Annotated in this window: 12 protein-coding genes; 5 read left to right on the forward strand and 7 right to left on the reverse strand. The window is 45.8% G+C overall.

Features of this window, described 5'->3' with window-relative positions; translation table 11 throughout:
• Window positions 1-331: 331 nt before the first annotated feature.
• Together ACFI6J_RS07225 and ACFI6J_RS07230 are read left to right on the forward strand one after the other, a co-directional pair.
• The gene (locus ACFI6J_RS07225) at window positions 332-550 is read left to right on the forward strand and encodes a hypervirulence associated TUDOR domain-containing protein (protein WP_014949794.1); all 219 of its coding nucleotides are present in this window, start codon (window positions 332-334) and stop codon (window positions 548-550) included.
• Between the two features lies 1 nt (window position 551).
• Complete coding sequence (locus tag ACFI6J_RS07230) at window positions 552-1178, forward strand: DNA-3-methyladenine glycosylase (RefSeq protein WP_232375937.1); 627 nt, start codon at window positions 552-554, stop codon at window positions 1176-1178.
• A 16-nt stretch (window positions 1179-1194) separates the two neighbouring features.
• Here the strand turns inward: ACFI6J_RS07230 and ACFI6J_RS07235 are convergent, their stop codons facing one another.
• From ACFI6J_RS07235 to ACFI6J_RS07245, 3 genes are all read right to left on the reverse strand, one after another.
• Window positions 1195-1530, reverse strand: coding sequence for a hypothetical protein (locus tag ACFI6J_RS07235; protein ID WP_014979563.1), 336 nt, complete (start codon window positions 1528-1530; stop codon window positions 1195-1197).
• Window positions 1531-1567: 37 nt separating this feature from the next.
• On the reverse strand, window positions 1568-1948 hold the full coding sequence (locus tag ACFI6J_RS07240; protein WP_014976792.1) for a VOC family protein: 381 nt from the start codon (window positions 1946-1948) through the stop codon (window positions 1568-1570).
• Window positions 1949-2034: 86 nt separating this feature from the next.
• On the reverse strand, window positions 2035-2655 hold the full coding sequence (locus tag ACFI6J_RS07245; RefSeq protein ID WP_061486024.1) for a LysE family translocator: 621 nt from the start codon (window positions 2653-2655) through the stop codon (window positions 2035-2037).
• 259 nt (window positions 2656-2914) lie between these two features.
• On the opposite strand from ACFI6J_RS07245, the gene ACFI6J_RS07250 reads away from it, so the two are divergent.
• Window positions 2915-4342 carry an aminotransferase-like domain-containing protein gene (locus ACFI6J_RS07250; RefSeq protein ID WP_061486025.1) on the forward strand — a complete coding sequence of 476 codons (1428 nt, stop codon included), beginning with the start codon at window positions 2915-2917 and terminating at the stop codon, window positions 4340-4342.
• Window positions 4343-4449: 107 nt separating this feature from the next.
• On the forward strand, window positions 4450-4857 hold the full coding sequence (locus ACFI6J_RS07255; protein ID WP_014949801.1) for a hypothetical protein: 408 nt from the start codon (window positions 4450-4452) through the stop codon (window positions 4855-4857).
• Window positions 4858-4911: 54 nt separating this feature from the next.
• Here ACFI6J_RS07255 and recD read toward each other — a convergent pair whose 3' ends face one another.
• Genes recD through recC form a run of 3 tightly spaced genes read right to left on the reverse strand, consistent with a single transcriptional unit; the run spans window position 4912 to window position 14711 of the window.
• A complete protein-coding gene (gene recD / locus ACFI6J_RS07260; RefSeq protein WP_462585951.1) occupies window positions 4912-7107 on the reverse strand; it encodes an exodeoxyribonuclease V subunit alpha in 2196 nt (731 codons plus the stop codon).
• Window positions 7108-7140: 33 nt separating this feature from the next.
• Window positions 7141-11091 (reverse strand): exodeoxyribonuclease V subunit beta, encoded by a 3951-nt coding sequence (recB, locus tag ACFI6J_RS07265; RefSeq protein WP_061486027.1) that lies wholly within the window; start codon window positions 11089-11091, stop codon window positions 7141-7143.
• Entirely contained in the window at window positions 11088-14711 is a 3624-nt protein-coding gene (gene recC, locus ACFI6J_RS07270; RefSeq protein WP_061486028.1) for an exodeoxyribonuclease V subunit gamma, read from the reverse strand. The genes recB and recC overlap by 4 nt, the downstream gene beginning before the upstream one ends.
• Window positions 14712-15346: 635 nt before the next feature.
• On the opposite strand from recC, the gene ACFI6J_RS07275 reads away from it, so the two are divergent.
• Window positions 15347-16000: a dUTP diphosphatase gene (locus ACFI6J_RS07275; protein WP_014949805.1), complete on the forward strand. Its 654-nt coding sequence runs from the start codon at window positions 15347-15349 to the stop codon at window positions 15998-16000.
• 159 nt (window positions 16001-16159) lie between these two features.
• On the opposite strand, the gene ACFI6J_RS07280 is transcribed toward ACFI6J_RS07275, so the two are convergent.
• The gene (locus tag ACFI6J_RS07280) at window positions 16160-17839 is read right to left on the reverse strand and encodes an AMP-binding protein (protein WP_014949806.1); all 1680 of its coding nucleotides are present in this window, start codon (window positions 17837-17839) and stop codon (window positions 16160-16162) included.
• Between the last annotated feature and the right edge of the window lie 191 nt (window positions 17840-18030).

Here is an 18030-nt window from a genome sequence, read left to right on the forward strand (position 1 = left end):
CGAAACAGTCCTGCAAGCCTAGCGAGCTAAGTTAAAGGACTGTGACAAAGAGTAAAAGGCTTCCATTTAGACCCCTTCGGGCAGCGCCTTTGTGCCATCTATACTGCGTTGAATGTTTTCGATTTAGAACCACTAAACCGTCAAACATCCGCCTTGTCTAGATGGCACACAGACCGCTGTAAAAATGTACAACAAAGGTCAACAGGCCCTAGGGTTTCAAACTTTCTTTACTTTTTTACCATCCTTATTTTCCCCCTTTTTGAACTCAGGTCTTATTCTTTTCGTTAAACAAATTAAGTTAATAGTTGATTTAGTGGCTTAGGGAATAATTATGAAACATTATGCGGTAAACACAGAAGTAGAATGGGAATGGGGAAACGGTAGTGCAACGGGAAATATCAGAGAAAAATTTACCAATGATGTAGAACGCACGATTAAGGGTTCGTCAGTAAAACGAGAGGCTAGCGACAGCGACCCAGCATATCTCATTGAACAGGACGACGGTAGCAAAGTGCTAAAATCTCACAGCGAAATTACGAAGTCGTCTTAATTTGTTGATTAATAAACCTAAACGAAAAATACAGCGTTCTTTTTTCACTGATAGCGATGTCGTCAATATAGCGAAATCGCTCATTGGTAACGTCCTGTTTAGTAACGTCGACGGCGTACTAACCGGGGGAACGATAACAGAAACGGAAGCCTACCGTGGACATCATGATCTTGCCATGGAGAAACACCTGTTGCGGCGCCCTTCTTCGATAACAACACTTAAAAAGCAAGGCGGCGTTGCTTACATCTACACCATTTATGGTTCTCACAGTATGTTGAATATTGTTACAAATGACGCTGACCACACTGATTCAGTTCTGATCCGAAAAATTAAGCCTACAGAAGGTGTAGACAAAATGCGCGAACGTCGCGGCATGAAGACATCATTGCGTAATCTATGTGACGGTCCAGCTAAGCTGACACAAGCTCTTGCGATAACACCTGCGCTTAATGGTGAGCCTGTGTTAAATAACACTCTGATTTGGATTGAGCAAAGTAACCATGCCATTGCTAGTAAACATATCACTAGTTCGCATCGCATTGGCATAGACTACGCAAAAGACGATCAAACCGGTAAGCTAGGTGCACGGGATGACACAACCTTGCCTTGGCGGTTCACGCTTAAGTAGCGCACCTCAATTGAAACTACTTCGCAAAAGCGAAAGTCAGCTTGCAGTCGATGTATTTGAGCAATTTGTTTACCACCCTTGGCACGGCAATATCACCGTTAGCAATTTTTGATTCAACATAAATATCGCAGTCATCATATTGAATTTGCTGGCGAATAACGTAATCGTTGAGTTCGTCAAACAGGCTTTCTTTTAAAGGCACCATGCCAATGAACGCACCTGAGCCTTTTTCATCTACAAATTCTTCACGCTTACTAAAGTAAGCGCCTTCAATTTCTCGTTTTAGCGTATACGCCTGCATGGCATCTAATTTTGTTAAGCGAAAGTGCACGCTAGTTTGGGAGTCTGTCACTGGTTATCTCAGTTTTTCTTGAAGTTTATCTAAATGGCTACTGCTTTATTTCAACTTTCCAAGGCGGGTTCACTCTATTCTCTCCTGCCCAGTACAGCTTTATTTTGTTGCCAGAGGGATCTCTTAAAATGGCCTCTTTCCAAAGGTAGCGCTGCTGCGTTGGCGGCTGCTCAAAACGAATACCTTTTTCCACAAGAGAGGTATACAACTCTTCTAGCGCCTCGTGTTCAAAATAGATCACACTGTGATTTTGAGCACTTTCGCTTTCTAAAGAGAGCGAAAAAGTGGACGAGCCTTCTGGACACGTGAATCTGGCATAATGCGGTGTATCTACAATTTGAGTGAACCCAAGTGTAAGGTAAAACTCCACCGCTTCGACCATATTAGTAACGGGTAACGTGACTTGGTTCAATTCCATGAAGATCTGCTCCTTTTGTAAAATTTTGAAAGACGCCAGCCTAGCTGGTTTTAACTGAAAAGGTCAGCGTCCAGTCAATATAACCGTTACACTATCAAAAATAACGTAGCTGCTGTGGCCGCGCCCATTGTAAGGTTAAACTGCCGTCTTCGAGTTGGCGAACTCAACCACACGCGTATTTTTGCGCCTACCGCTGCCCAAAGCGAGATGCTTGGAAAACCAATCACGGCAAAAGCGGTAACAATCGCAATACCAGATTGGGTGTAGTGCTCGCCAGGCAGTGAAAACGTGCCTACGCTGGCTAACGCCATCATCCATGCTTTAGGGTTAATTAACTGAAATAATGCCCCTTCCCACCACTTGAGCGGCCCTTGGCGTTTGGTCGACTTAATTTTGTTTTCTACTAGGCCTACTGGCTCATCTACGGGGCCAGTGGCAATTTTGAACGCTAACCATAACAGATATCCCACGCCAAGCACTTTTAGCACACTGTACAGTACGGGAAATATGTTGAACAGCGCACCAATGCCCAGCAGTGTGCTTATCATTAGACCTGCGACACCAATTACAATACCCAGCATGTGCGGCAGCGAACGTTTATAACCGTATTGTGCTCCAGAAGCCAATAGCATCATATTATTCGGGCCAGGCGTTACCGTACTGATGAACGCGAATGTCGCAAGCGCGATGAGTAAAGATGTTTCCATGACAGTCCTTATGTGTTGAGGTGAGCAATGCGTTTCTTTAAAAGAAAGGGGTCGGTTAACCAAACGCTTGTTTTTCACCAACACAATACAATCATATTTTTGTATGCATCATACCCAAATACGCTTAAAAACAGCCATACAGTTTAGTCATGGTAACGTCTGTATGGTAGTTATTTCACCAATCTGTATGGTTAAAAGCTCCTGTCAATTAAGATATAGTTATCTGTATGCAGATAACTTCATAAGAATAAATATTGCGATGACGCTTTACGAAACATTAGCCAATGAACTTAAAGCCCAAATCGAGCGTGGTGTTTTTGAGGTGGGGAACAAGTTACCTTCGGTTAGGCAGCTGTCAACGGAGCATAAAGTAAGTATAGCTACCGTGCAGGAAGCATATCGAGTGTTAGAAGCGCAGCAACTGGTAGAGGCAAAACCTAAATCAGGTTATTTTGTCGCCCGTAGTATCTTAATAGATAACACCCCTAGCATGACGAAGCCTCCGCAACGCCCTATGGATGTGTCTCAATGGGAAGATGTGCTAGACACTTTGCTGAATACCTTCAATAAAGATCATGACGCTAAAACCCTGTGCCAGTTTCAGCATGCCATGCCCAACATGACTGCCAAAACCCTAAAACCGCTTATAAAACGCCTGCATGAACTCACCAAACATCGAGCCTTGGACGGCATGATATACGGTGACGTAAAAGGTGATGAAACTCTGCGAAAACAGCTAAGCCGATTGGCCGCAGCATCTGGCTGTGTGTTGCAAAGCGACGAATTCATTGTAACTTCTGGCTGCCAGGAAGCCTTATCTGTGTGCCTTCGCGCAGTGGCGAGCGCCGGCGATGTGATAGCGGTAGAATCCCCCGGATTCTACGGTGCTATGCAAGCTATAAAAGGCGCTGAATTAAAAGCGTTAGAGATCCCCACCGACTCTGAAACAGGACTGAGTTTAAAGGCATTAAAGCTAGCGCTTGACCAATGGCCGATCAAGGCCATTTTAGTCGCCCCAACGGTAAATAACCCTCAAGGATTTGTTATGCCTGAGGCGAAAAAGAAAGCGTTATATGAATTGGCCAGAGAGTACGACGTAGCCATTATAGAGGACGACATTTACGGCGATATTGCCTACGCCTACCCTCGTCCAAAAACCATTAAATCGTTCGATAAAGATGGGCGCGTTTTACTGTGCTCCTCGTTTTCAAAAACGCTAGCGCCTGGTTTTCGCGTGGGTTGGATAGCGCCGGGAAGCTATAGAAATAAAGTGCTCCACGTTAAATATGTCAGTAGCTCTATGTGCCCTACTCTACCCCAATTAGCTATAGCCAGTTTCATTGAGCAAGGCGGTTATGACAAACATATTCGGGCTATGCGTCACCATTACCTAAGTGCACGAGACGCACTACGTTCAGACATTAAGCGTTACTTTCCCGCCGACACCTGTATTAGCTACCCTCAAGGGGGCTATGTGCTTTGGGTAGAGCTAAACAGCCGTTATGACTCCGTGAAGCTGGCTGACGAAGCCAAGCAAAAAGGAATTTATGTCGCGCCAGGGCAACTATTTTCGGCAACAGGTAAGTATCGACATTGCCTGCGTTTTAATTTCATTGATAGTACGCAGGCTGCACGCACCGAAGCTATTCAGCGTCTTGGTGAGATGCTTGTTGCACAAGAAGCCTAATTTTTTATACAAAGTGCGTAAACCCAAAGGCAGTTGATCCACATCAACGCAGGCTAGCCGTAAGTCCACCAAAATAAAACCATCCAAACTAACCTGTGAAACTTTGTATGCTTACGTTAGTGAATAATACAGATGCGAATGATGACATTGTGCCTGAAGCACACGGACTATACCGTCTGCATTTAAAGCCTAACACGCAAATGGCGATAGAGAATAAGCCCGTCTTCGGTGCGAATATTACGCTACATAGCAGCGTATTGAGGCACGATAATTTTGTGGCAACGCCAGATAATATATTAGGTTGGCTGGATCACTGCGGTTTGTCACACTTTGCAGTGAAAGCCGAGACCGACAATTCAGAAAGTGAAGACACGTCTGTACTTTTGCCTTCACAGTTTTTAAATGCCGAAGGCGGAATTTTGCGTGTAACTGCCCCCACTCGCATTTATCTAATCAGCAAAACCCCAATTGATATTAACAAACGCGGCCTGTGCCTTTTTACGCCAGTAAAATAACCACACAGAAATGTACTCTGACCCCAAAATTTTGGGGTCAGAGTACATTTATTTCTATTCAGTCTCTGGGGTGGCGTTTGATGTGCTCTCTAGGTGCAGGCTAATCGCTTCAGACAGCCCGGAATAACGCTTATCCACCCGTTGAACCATGTGGCTAAATGTAGCGGTGTCAGAGATGATTAAGCAGCCGTCTTTAGCACGGGTTAACCCTGTGTACACTAGGCCTCGATGAAATAAATTGGCGGCTTTCTCGCTATCAGGCTTAGGTAAAATAAGTACGACATGGTTAAACTCAGAGCCTTGAGATTTATGTATGGTCATGGCATACACAGTTTCAAACTGCGGTACTCTTGATAGCGATATGCTGCGCAACGCTTGTTTTTGCGCTAGCGTCTTGTCAGCACTGTCTCCCGCATTTGCCGAAGCTTGGCTATCCTGGTAAAACCACGCATAGAGCTTTCCTTTGCTGTCAGGCCAGATTACGCCAACCTCACCGTTTGATAGTCGTTGAGGATGATGATTCTTTACAATCATAATGGGCTGACCTTGATAGAAATGGCCTTCCCGCTTTCTGATCTTGTGCTTGATAGCATCGAACACCAAATTATTCAGGCCTTCTACGCCCATTCCGCCCTTGCGAACCGGGGTTAGCCACCTAACCACATTCAGGCGATTAAGCGCTTCTTCGGCACTGCCAGCATCAAAAATAGGCAAGAAGCTTTCTTTGGCCAACTGGTGTAAATCACGGCCGCTAACCTGGAACGCTGGCCATAGGTGAACGCCAGGTTGTAGGCGTGATGCAGTCTTTGAAACAAGAGTTGAATCGATATTTGAATTGAGGCCAGCAGTTTCATCATTGTCACTAGCCTTATCGGTAATAGCGGCAAGTGCACCGCTTGCATCACCTCGTTGTATGGCCGTTGCAACTTTAGCCACTTGCCCTTTAAAGCGCTGATGTGCTTGAAGAGTTGCTACATAGCTTTTTGCCTGCTCATCAACCGGTAACAAGGGCAGATGCGGGCATAGCGTAGCAATGTGCTGTCTCATTAACGATGGCACGCCACCTAAAGAAAGCGCGTCGTCATGACTGTTAAAACTAAGTGAGCTATGTGTGCTGTTTGTGCCATTTGACACATTCGCGTTTTCGTCAAAACTTGCTGGCCCGGTACTAACTAGCTGCTCTAACACATTGCCAAGCTCAACCGCAGGAAGCTGGTCGGCATCACCGATAAAGTAGAGCCGTGCATGGTCTGGCAATGCTCGTACTATACGTGTCATTAGCGCTAAGTCGACCATACTTGCTTCATCGACAATGAGTACATCTGCTGCCAATTGGTTGTGCTGATTGAACTTAGTCGATACACCGTGCTCGCGCAATCCTAGTAATCTATGTAGCGTCACAGCATCGGTAGGCACGTTGTTAAGCACTGTGTCGTCCAACTTGCCGCGAAGCCCGTCTATGCTGTTCATGATAGATTCGGTCATACGCTGTTGCGCTTTACCTGTAGGCGCTGCCAGCACAATTTTTAAGTTTTCATCGCAAGCCTGTAGCGCCAGTAATAAGCGCAATACAGTATAGGTTTTACCTGTTCCTGGCCCACCGTTTATAACGCAAAAGCGCTGCATTAGGCTTTTCGCCACCGCTATTTGCTGCCAATCTTGCCGATCGGTTGTTTCGGTAGGAAAGATTGCTGGCCAAAGTTGCTTTACTTTTTCGCTTGCGTCATCACTTAACGGTGTAAGCGCAGCTCGTTTTACCACATTGCGCGCAACTTCTTGTTCAAACTCATAGTAGCGACGGCTGTACAGCTTGCCGTTGCTGTAGACAAATAGTTGAGCCACCTGCTCGTTAACCAGCGCGCTTTTTATAATTCTAAGTAACGGTGTTAGTTGTGGCACGTCAACACCTGCTTTGGGCGCTTTTTCCTGCTCGGTTTGTTCAACCAGCGTCAGTGAAGCAGCCGCCGCCTTGTTACCACTATGCTCATTTGCTTCGACCGCCAAGGCCGCCTCTTGTTCTGCGACTACCTCTTTAAAAAGCGTCGTACCCGCTATGTCTTTAATATAGATACAGCTGTGGCCATTACGCTGCATATACGACAGATATGCCAAGACCCCAGCCCAAATAAACTGTTCTTCTTGCTCCAGTTCATCAATAAAGCCAAATTCTTTTGCGACAAATTTGTCGATCGCCTCGATGCCAAACAAGTTATCAAAAAATGACGGTACAGAGTGTTGATTGCTTTTCATTATTTTCCTTTGCTTTAGCCTCTATGATGTTGACTACTCGTCATCGAAACTAAACTGCTGCTGACCCGAAGACGTTTGTTCCAAAGGCTGGTGAGAGCTGCCTGCATTCGAAGAACTATTGCCTTGCTGGGCATCGTCTTTGCTCGCAAATATCCCGTCTAATCGATTGAGTACAGACGATGGAACATCAGTATAAAATACCCCTTCCCCGCGCTCGTTTTCTGGGTGCATACCGCGTAGATACAAGTAATACACTCCACCAAAATGCATATCTGGGTCGTAGTTAGGCAGCGTATTCTTTAAATAGCGATGTAGCGCCAAGCAGTAAATTAAGTACTGAAGGTCGTAAAGGTGATGCTGGTTATTGTGAAACAGCGCTGTTGGCGTGTAGCTATCAAGGGTATCGCCAAGCCAGGTTGATTTGTAGTCTGCCACATAAAACTGACCGTCATGTTCAAAAATCAAATCAATAAACCCGTGCATCATTCCCTGTAATTTAGCTGTGATTAATTGAGGCGCTGTTTCCATCTCGCCACCAATAACGTCAGCTACGTTTTGCCTATGGGTAGCGAGTACTTCACGAAGCTGAGTCCATTGCGTGTCGTTCATTGGAAAATAGAATTCGGCTTCGCGCAGGGTTTGCACTAAGGGCAAATCACTCATACTTAGCTGCATATTGGGATACAGAGGCGTCTGTAGCGCTTCTTCTAACCATTCATAAAGTAGCGGCGTTCGCTTTTCATCTAACCCGAAGCGGTTAACCAGTTCCTTACCCGTTTCTTCCCAATCGGGCGCACTAAAGTCACTGTGCTCTAGAATATCGTGAAGTAAATTACCTGCGCTCGCACCTTTCTCTAGGGTAAAACGCAGATCACTTTTACTTACCGTACTTTCAATACCTGCCGAGGAATTGATGTCTGCATCAATTGAGCCCATCTCACCCACAAGAGTGTCGCTTGCATACACTTCTTCATCTCGAATGGTTTGAAGTACGGGCACACTAGGAAGGGTTTGACTCAAGGGCTCTGTTGTTGCGCCGGACTCCGCTGCTGTGCCTGTTTCAACGCTTTGGTTAGCACCAACCGTGGTTAAACGGCTCATTGCTGAGAACGAATACAGTCGCCATTCTTCGCTTGCCGTGCCGGTAAATTGCAACGCGGTAAGCTGAGGTAACTCATCTTCTTGTTCAAAGCCAGTATACACTTCCTCAAACTCATCACCGTCGATATGGCTGGCATGGGACGCATCTTCTTCAGCAACACGGTTTAACACACTCGACCAATCGTTGTTGCTGCCGTCGCCACCTACACCGAGTGCTCGTGCTAATGCACTTCTTTCATTGTTAGTCAGCGGTACAACGCCCATGTAACAGCGATGGGCAGCTCGTGTTACCGCCACATAGGCCAGTCGCATGTCTTCCGCTTCGCTCTCGCTTTGAACGCGAGCTATGGCCTGTGGCGTCTGCCCAAGCTGCATTTGTAAATCTTGTTTTTCCTCGTCGTAATAGGTAAATATTTGCGATGTAGTGTTGCCGTTTTTAGCGGCGTCTCTGTAGCCGGTGGCAAAAGGAACAAACACGATGGGGTACTCTAGCCCTTTCGAGCCGTGTTGAGTAATAAGTCGAATAAGTTGGCTGTCACTTTCAAGGCGCAAAGTAAGCTCTTCATCGCTTTCAGGCTTATGAATTTGCTTATTCAACCAATCGAGTAGCTGCTCTGGGCGCTGGTGAGTAGTGCTAGCTTTTTCCAGCACTTCGGCCAAATGCTGATAGTTAGTAAGGGCGCGTTCCACGCTGTCAGCATGAGGTTGATAGCTGTCTTGCATTAAATACAGCAGCACACTCATGCACCCTTTTTGCAGCCACATATCCCGCAGCGACAATACCTTGTCGATAGCAGCATCCCACTGTGCGTCATCTTCATGGTACAACAATTCAATAAGTGTTTGGGCACTATAACCCCAAAGCGGTGACGCCAAGCTCGACGCCACTTTACTTGTGTCGTTGGCATGCCAAATACCGTTAAGTAACCGCAGTACATCTTTGGCTTCGGCACTGGCAAATAAGTTACTGCGATCGCTTAGATAAACGCACGCCAAGCCTTTTTGCTGCAGTACACTTTTGATAGCGCCAGCTTCGGTCCTGTCTTTCACCAAGATAGCGATATCCTGAGGCTTAACAGGCGCGGTGCCACCATTCGCGGTTTGAAAGTGCGCTTCGTTCAATAAGCGGTAAATCTCTTGCGCAATCCACTGAGCCATCTTGCGACGCATAATGTGGGCGTTTTCTTTGTCGTCCAAACACATGCTAACGTAGTTCATTGCGCTGCGTTTCGTTACAGCACTTTTCATTACACCGCTCTTCATTAAACTATTTTGTTCGGCAGGGTCGATAAGTGGCGTTTTTGCCGCGGCCGCTTTAGGCGTAAATTCCACAGGGTTGTATTTGATATCAAAACCAAACACATCGGCAGGTCTATTTGATGCCACAGGCGCGCCATAAAATAACCGATTATAGGCTTTAACCATTCCCTCAACCGAGCGCCAGTTGGTATTCATCACCCAGCGGTAATCTGCCTGCCTACCCGCTTTTAAATAGGTAAAAATATCGCCACCGCGAAAGCGATAAATCGCTTGCTTGGGGTCACCTATCATTAATAACGCACTTTCGTTAGCATTCTCAAGATTAGGATAAACTGCGTCTAAAATCGCGTACTGCTTCGCATCGGTATCTTGAAATTCGTCGATAAGCGCTACGGGGAATTTTTTGCGAAGCTCAGGCACAAGAGTATTATTTGGCTTCACCACTTCGTCGGCGAGCATGCGAATAAGATCGTCGAAGTCGATAACGCCAAGCTGCTTTTTCTGCTTTTCAACGCGGGATTTGATGAACGCAATGGCTTCAACCACCAGCTTGAATACAGGCACCTTACTAAGTGCCTGATCTTTCTCGCCAAACGCTTTTTTAAGCGCCCCTGCAAAGTCTTTTATAGGCGTTAAAATCTCTTTTACGCCTGATGAGTTTCGCGCATATCGGGTACCTTTAACAAAGGCTTCCGCTTCGAGCGGCGGAAGATAATAACTTTGTTCATCTACGCAAGAACGCAACCAAGCTTTAAGTGCAGCCAATTCCTGCGGCCGCTCTTTTTTATGGGCCGGTGTTTTGATGAGCTGTTCTACCAATAGCCCTTCATTATCCTCTACGCTTTGAAGTAGAGACTTCACGTAGGCTAAAGACGTGTGCGGCGCTTCATCTAACTGCTTTTTACACGCTGCCTCAATATCCTCTTCACTAAGCAATATTGGGGTCAGAGTACTTTTAATGCTGGCGTTAAACTCTCGCAGCAGTTTTTCAGGTGTATGCCAGCCAGACTCTGCCAGTAGCCTAAACTCGTCCTCACTTTTGCTAATTTTTCGAATGAAGTCTTCGGCAGCTTCAAGGTATAAGTCGCTGGTGTCATTGCCCAAATTAAGCGACATGGCAAAGCCACTGTTAAACGCTAACTGGGTAATAACATGCTGACAAAAGCCGTGAATAGTAAACACCGAGGCTTCATCAAGCTCCAGCTGCGCCGCTTTTAAAAGTGCCAAACTCTCGTCAATATCACAGCTATTAAATAAATACTGATAAACCGGGTCACAGCCACTGTCTATTTCATTGCCGTTATCTTTGGCTTGCTGCCAAATAAGGAGGGCTTCTCTTAGTGTTGCCGCAATACGCCCCTTTATTTCTTCGGTCGCGGCTTTGGTGAAAGTCATCACCAATATTTCTTTGACGGTGAGCTTTTTTTCAAGCAATAGACGCAGATACAAGCGCGTAATATTAAAGGTTTTACCTGTACCAGCGCTGGCCTCAATAAGGTGGCGCCCTTTTAACGGCATAGCGACTACATCGAGTAATTGCGCTTCAGTGCCGCTGTGGTCGTCGGTTTGCGGCTGAGATTGTTCGTCTATAGGGTTATCAGAGGATGTAGGGTTGTAACTCATAGCTTCTCCTCCTGAGACGCATTGTTGACCATGGCGAGCAGCACAAAAGCACTTAAATGCGGTATATCATTCCAACTCACGCCCTGAGGAAACAGCCAATGTAAGTAAGGGTTGCTTGCCATATCGGCGCTGAACTGCCCGCTACTTTGCTGCCAGTCGATTAATGCTCGCTGTAACTCTATCGTGTTAAAAAGTGCAGCGGCTTGATCCACCGCCTGTTTCGCTTTTTCATGTTTTTCATTTGTCGTTTCGCTAGCTACAGCGTTGTCTTTATCAGTGAACGGGCACATCTCGTCAATTGCATGTTGAACTTGTCCAAGTATTGCTCTGTCGGTTTCACTAGTCCCGTCCGTACTCTCTAGTAGCGCATGCAGAATGTCGGTAAACATCTCAGGCTTTATGCTTTCCACTACAGGCTTAGTGTCTGAATTTCTGGTCCCGGGCATAAAACTACCGAACAAACTTAAATGAACTGGTGTCGGCGCCGTGTAAACTGCCATATAAAGCTGTTCAATAAACAAAAGTAAACGCACAGCAGTTTCGCGATCGTAAGCGGAGAAACGCTGCTTTTTCAAAATGGTTTCGCCCTTTTCCCAAGCACACGAATAGATATCCAGCGGATAGTTGCTGTAGCTGGTTTCTTCATCGCTGCTTGAAAAAACTAATTGTGAGATGAAGAAACCCAAAGCGCGATGTGCGTCAATCTTGCCTGCACAAAGCTCGACTAGCGCGTCACTGCCTAATAAAGCCGATGAAGTAAAGGTGATGTATTTGCCTTGAAAGTGCGCTTTTTTAGGCTCCGCGTCATGAGGGCCCATGGCCTGACTCAATGCCAACGCCCCTTCTTTCCACATGTCAACTTCATCTCTGGCAACGGGGTTATTGGGAATATCCCCTCTAAGCGACGCAAACGTGATCACTTTTTCACTATAGGAAAGAGAGGTGACATCATCTTTCTCTGGCGCAACGCGCTCTGCAGACGAAAAGATAGCGTCGAGCACCTGGTAGCGCAGCAGCGCATTGGTTTCAAACGGCTCGCTATTTTCAAGTAGCGTAAACGATTGAGACAGATTCACGCCCAGCCGTTGGACGGAAAAATACTCTAGCGGATCTTTGAAAGCTCTCGCAATTTGAATACCTGATAAACGAAGCGATTGCGTTGATAGTGCGTCAGATGATGGCGCTAACGTTGCCGTATCCGCATCGTTGGCAGATTCATTATCTGCTTCATCGGTATTTAATTTCGTTTTTTGTAACGCGTCAGCTAACCGTAACCACCCTGTTTCGTAGCTCGGCAAGGTTCCCGTGAACCCCTCTTCACTGAACGGGTGTAGCGGCGCGTTAACGCTGTACTTTGATAAATTCAGTGCGTAGCTGTTTGCTAACATATCCATGAACTCAGCCAATACTAGACTGGGTTGCCGCTCACTGTTATTGGTAACGTCGTTCCCTTGGTAACTTAAATATAAGCTGTCTCTGGTGGAAATGATGGCTTCTAGGAATAAATACCTGTCTTCCAAACGCCGTGAGCGGTCACCAATTTGGCGGCCAGCACCTGCCATTAAATCGAGACCCAGCGGGCTTGATTTTCTGGGGAATTCACTGTCGTTCAGCCCCAAAATGCACACTTTTTTAAACGGAATGCTTCGCATGGGCAGCATTGAACACACCGTAACCTGACCGGTCATAAAGTGGTTACCAGCATCTGGCGACGAGAATCGATTGAGTAGCAGGTCGCGAACCTGACGAAGGGTGAGTTCGTGTTCATAAGCTGCCTCTTCGCACCGTGCAGCAAGATCGGCAGCAACTTTGGCAATAAGATCCCAACTTTGCTGCTGCTCTTGTATCGGCATAAAACACGCATCTCTAAGCGATATTAAGGCTTTAGACCACTGCGCGGCCGTCCTTGGGGCTGTTAATACTTGGGCAAACTCACCCAACAGCGCCACAACGTCAATAAGCTTGCCTAACGTAAGCGCACTTTGTCCTTCAACGTCGGGAATAGTAAGTAAGTCACTCACAATGACTTCACTATCTGGTGCCAGCATACCCATAAGTAACCGGCGAATTCCCCACCACCAGCTGTAAGTGTCGTCTAGATCAACGCCTTCTGAAACGGCCGTTTTATGGGCACTATTAAGACCCCAATGAATATGAGCTTGTTTTAGCCATACCACCATTTGCTCTATATCATCTTGGGATACTGAGAAACGCTTTTGCACTGAATCTAGCTGCAGATAATCCATAATGTCCGACACACCAAAACGGCTATCGGGCAGCTGTAACAGCGCCATAAACGCCGCAATCAACGGCTCTGCATCCATTGGGCTTCTATCTGCAATGGTACAAGGAAGCGTAACCTGCCCCCTGCCAGCCAAAGCCTTTGTGCCTACTCTGTGAAATACAGCATCAACAAATGGCGCGTAGTTTTCGATGGCGGGGCACATCACCAGAATATCAGATGGGGTGCGCGTTTTATCTTGAGATAACCAATGTAGTAAGTGGTCGTGTAATACCTGCACTTCGCGAAGTGCGGAATGGGTACACATGATAGTAACGCTATCGTCTTTTTCTCTTAAATCATGAGCAAGTGGCTTCGGTTGAGCGGCCTGCAAGATATCGTTGTGAATATACTCGAGTAGACCACGAGCATTGTCGCTGCCAGCGTTATCGTTTGTTTCTTCAAAATCCGGTGAATCAAACGCACTAATCTCAAAGGTATCCAGTTCAGTGAGTAAGTTGAATAGCTCTCTGCCCTGTTTACCTAAGTTGCCAAGCAGCGGGTTTGACTGATCTTCTTCCATCCATTTTTTAAGGCCTTCTAACCGCAATAATTTCGCCTGTTCGCTACTGCTTTTCGCTTCACCCCAGTAATTAACGCTGGGGTTTAGGTGAAATATATGAATATCAATGTGCTGCGCGAGGGCGTCAAAAAATGCGATAAGCTGTGGGGCCATAGTATTAATAGCAAACACTATCACACGATCAGGCAACTTGTTCGTTGGCTCGCTTGGTAAATGACCAGCTTCCAACGCATCGAGCGTCATTTGATGCAAACGTGCAGGATGCAACGGCTGCTCTTTGACCAATATGCGCCAAATTTCGCTTTGCCATATCTCCATGTCATCAAATACAGCGCGTTCGTTAGCTTCCCATTTAAACAACCAGTCTGGGCGGTACAACAAGTATTGCTCGTACACGTCGGCCAGAGCGGTAGCAAGCTGAAGGCGCTGTAACCCCTGCTCTTGTTCACTTCCCGCATTTTGCCAATACCGGTTAACTTGTTCGAAGGCTTCTGCGCTCATTAGCGAGCCATCTTGGAGAATATTGTCGATACGCCATGTCAGTACTTCACGACGATATGGAGATTGCTTGGGTACTTTGTCCTGTCCAAGTACGGTACGTGCGGTATTCCACATAAAGCGTACTGGTAAAGGGTAATCAATATTCATTGCCACGCCGTGTTCTGTGGCAAGCTGCATGCTGACCCAGTGCTGCATTCCCGGGCTTTCAACCAAGATGGTTTCTGGCGTAAATACGCCCATGGGCTGCTGACGTAAAAGCGTGGTGAGAAGAAAACTTAAGTGTTCTAATTTATTAGAGGGATATAGCGCAAGCAATCGAAAAATCCTTTGTAGAACGTGCTTTTAGATACTGTGCAAAGACTGTACAGGTATCGTCGACCTTATAATTTAGTGTATCGCATTGGGCTCAGTAGTTAAGTTATTTCTCCAAAATTTAGATAAGCAAATGTCTTATGATAATAAAACAAATACTGGGGGCATGGCGAAATCAATGCCCGGAGAGTTCTAAGCAAAGTGATAGAGGGATCTGGCGCAGTAAATGAGTACAAAGAAGCGTGTGTGGGCGATTTTCAGACAAAAAAAACCCACACAGACCTCAGGACACGAAAAATCTGTATGGGTAAGGTTTACGGTCTACTCAGTAACAACGTGAATAAGCGTTGCCTGGCACTCATTCACGTTAGCGCTACTGAGCAGCACTGTTAACGATTTATGTTTTGCAGGTTGAATGCCAACTTTTTAAACCTGAAATATCAATAACTTAAACAAAAATAGAAAACATGACCAACAAGTCATAGTTTTACCGTGGTGCAAGTGCACCACGAGCAAGCAGACATTAAAGAAAGCGCTTTACTCTCGCTGCCGTAAATTTAGCAGTTTCTCCCGAAGCGTCATTCAAGTACAATTTCGCCTTTACGAAACGCAACACAATTTCACGGTCAGGAGCAACAATGTTAACCGCGCAACAACTCGCCACTATGCTTTCTCTTCAGGATAAAATGAACGCCAAAGTAAACCCAGACTGGCTAAATGCTGGTTACGGATACTTGCGTGCAGCAATGGTAGAGTCAGTTGAAGCAATTGAACATCACGGCTGGAAATGGTGGAAAGCACAGCAAAAAGACTTGCCACAGCTTCAAATGGAATTGGTGGATATCTGGCACTTTGCACTAAGTGCCTGCATTATTGAATATAAAGGCGATATCGCTGAATCTGCAAAAAGTATTGCTTCTGAATTAGCAAGTGGCAAAACGCTAGTAACCTTCGATGGAAAGGACTACGACGCGTCAAATCTGTCGCTTCTTGATAATTTAGAGCTCATGACGGGCCTTTGCGCCGCCAAACGCTTTAGCGTGCCACTATTCATGTTCATCGTAAGCCAGTGTGAAATGTCAGCTGACGAACTTTATCGTCAGTACGTAGGTAAAAATGTGCTCAATTTTTTCCGCCAAGATAACGGCTATAAAGAAGGCACTTACATAAAGGTGTGGGAAGGTCGTGAAGACAACGAGCACCTGGTAGAAGTAATGGATGCCCTAGATTTAACGAAGCCAGAGTTTAGCGACTTAGTGTATGAAGGGTTACGCTCTCGCTACCCTTCTTAAAGCGACCAATGCGTTTCGTTTAACGCGATGTAGCGTCGCTGTAGTGCTTATAGCCCAACACAGTTTCAACGCTTATTGCGTCTCCTTCCGATAACAAAAAGCTCTGCCATGGACAGAGCTTTTTTAATTATTGCCAAAGCAAAAGACTCAACGACGATTTTACGCGTCAACCCAAACTAATTTGTCGCTATAGCTACCTTGGATAATATCAACAAAGCGGTCTTCTAAAACATGACGCTTTACTTTGAGCGTCGGAGTCAGCAAGTCGTTTTCGATGCTCCATTCGTTTTTCATAATGACAACGCGATCCATAACCTGATGGCTTTCCAGTTTTGCGTTGATGGCTTCGAATGTTTTCTTAAGGCTTGCTTCAATGCCCGCTTTGTCTTTTTTCTGCGCTTCTTCACTAAGCACTAGCAAAGCCACAGGTTGAGGCAAATTAGTCCCCGTTACACACACTTGCTCAACGATAGGGTTTTCCATGAATTTTGCTTCAATCGGCGCTGGCGTAACATACTTACCCTTCGCGGTTTTAAAGATGTCTTTTAAACGACCAGTAATTTTAACGTAGCCATCAGCATCAATGACCCCTTTATCGCCAGTGCGCAGATAACCATCCTCAGTAAAGACTTCAGCCGTTTTTTGTGGTTCCAAGTAGTATTCCAGCATATTGCACGGCGACTTAACTTGAATCTCACCTTCTTCTGACGTGCGGATGTCTACACCGTCGTATGGCTTGCCGATACAGCCGATTTTATCATGACGGAAAGGTACACTGCCGGTGCCATAAGCACTGTTCTCAGTCATTCCCCATCCCTCAGAAATGTAGATACCAATTTTCGCGAACCATTCAATGACTGCTGGAGCAAGTGGCGCCGAACCGCTTGCCCACAAACGTGCGTTATTAATGCCCAAGCCATCGCGAATTTTCTTCGCAACAATTTTGTTCAAAATTGGAATTTTAAGCAGCGTATCCAGTTTCTTCTGCGGCATTTTCGCTAACACGCCCATCTGGAACTTTGTCCATAAACGCGGTACCGAAATAAATAGCGTTGGCTGACAGTGACCTACATCCCGTTGGAAGGTAGTTAAATCTTCTACAAAGTGAATTTTGCCACCACTGTAGTAGCTTGAAAGCTCGACCAGTACACGCTCTGTAATATGCGCAAGTGGTAAGTAGCTCATTGTGCGATCGTTTTGGTTAATACCCAACTGATCGAGCGAGCGACGCGCTGCCCAACAAGCCGTATTGTAACTGTGCACCACCCCTTTAGGCTGACCGGTACTGCCAGACGTATAAATGATTGTCATCAAATCATCCATATCAGGTACAGGCGAGTCTGTTATGGGCGCGATATCCATAAACGCTTTCCACTGTTGCTTAGTAGCAATGTTTGGATAAGGAAAGGCAACCGTTAAATATTCTGAAGGAATAGAGGCAACTTGTTCCGCAGTATTATCTAGTTTTCCAACGAACAATAGCTGTACGTCAGCATGTTTCAATACATACTGGACTGTGTCTGGACCGGCTGTTGAGAAAATAGGTACCGACACGTGACCTGCCATCATAATGCCCAGATCAGCGATAAACCACTCAGCACAGTTTTTTGAAAAGATACCTATACGGCTGCCTTGCGGGAAATCGAATTCACGTAAACGTGCTGCCACTTTTCTGGCTTGTTCGGCGACTTGCTTCCATGTGTAGTCGTGGTATTCACCGTTAATAGGCTGCGTAAGAAATACGTCGTTCCCACGGCTCTGTTCCCAGTGGTACAACATACTTAATGGCGATGTTATTACTTCCGTGGTATTTGCGTTTGCTGTCATGTCTAGCGGCATAAGTCACTCATATGTTGTTATAATGTAGCTCATTTTTACAATGATTTCACAGACTTCTAATAAGCCCTATTTTTTATTGAAAAACAAGCTTTTTAAACAAGCGTTTACATTCTATGCGACGAATAACAAGGCTTTAGAGGCTAAATTTAGTTTTCTTATAGATTTGGCTTTTGAATCTTTATGGTCTTATC

This window comes from Alteromonas sp. G4i13, from assembly GCF_054960505.1.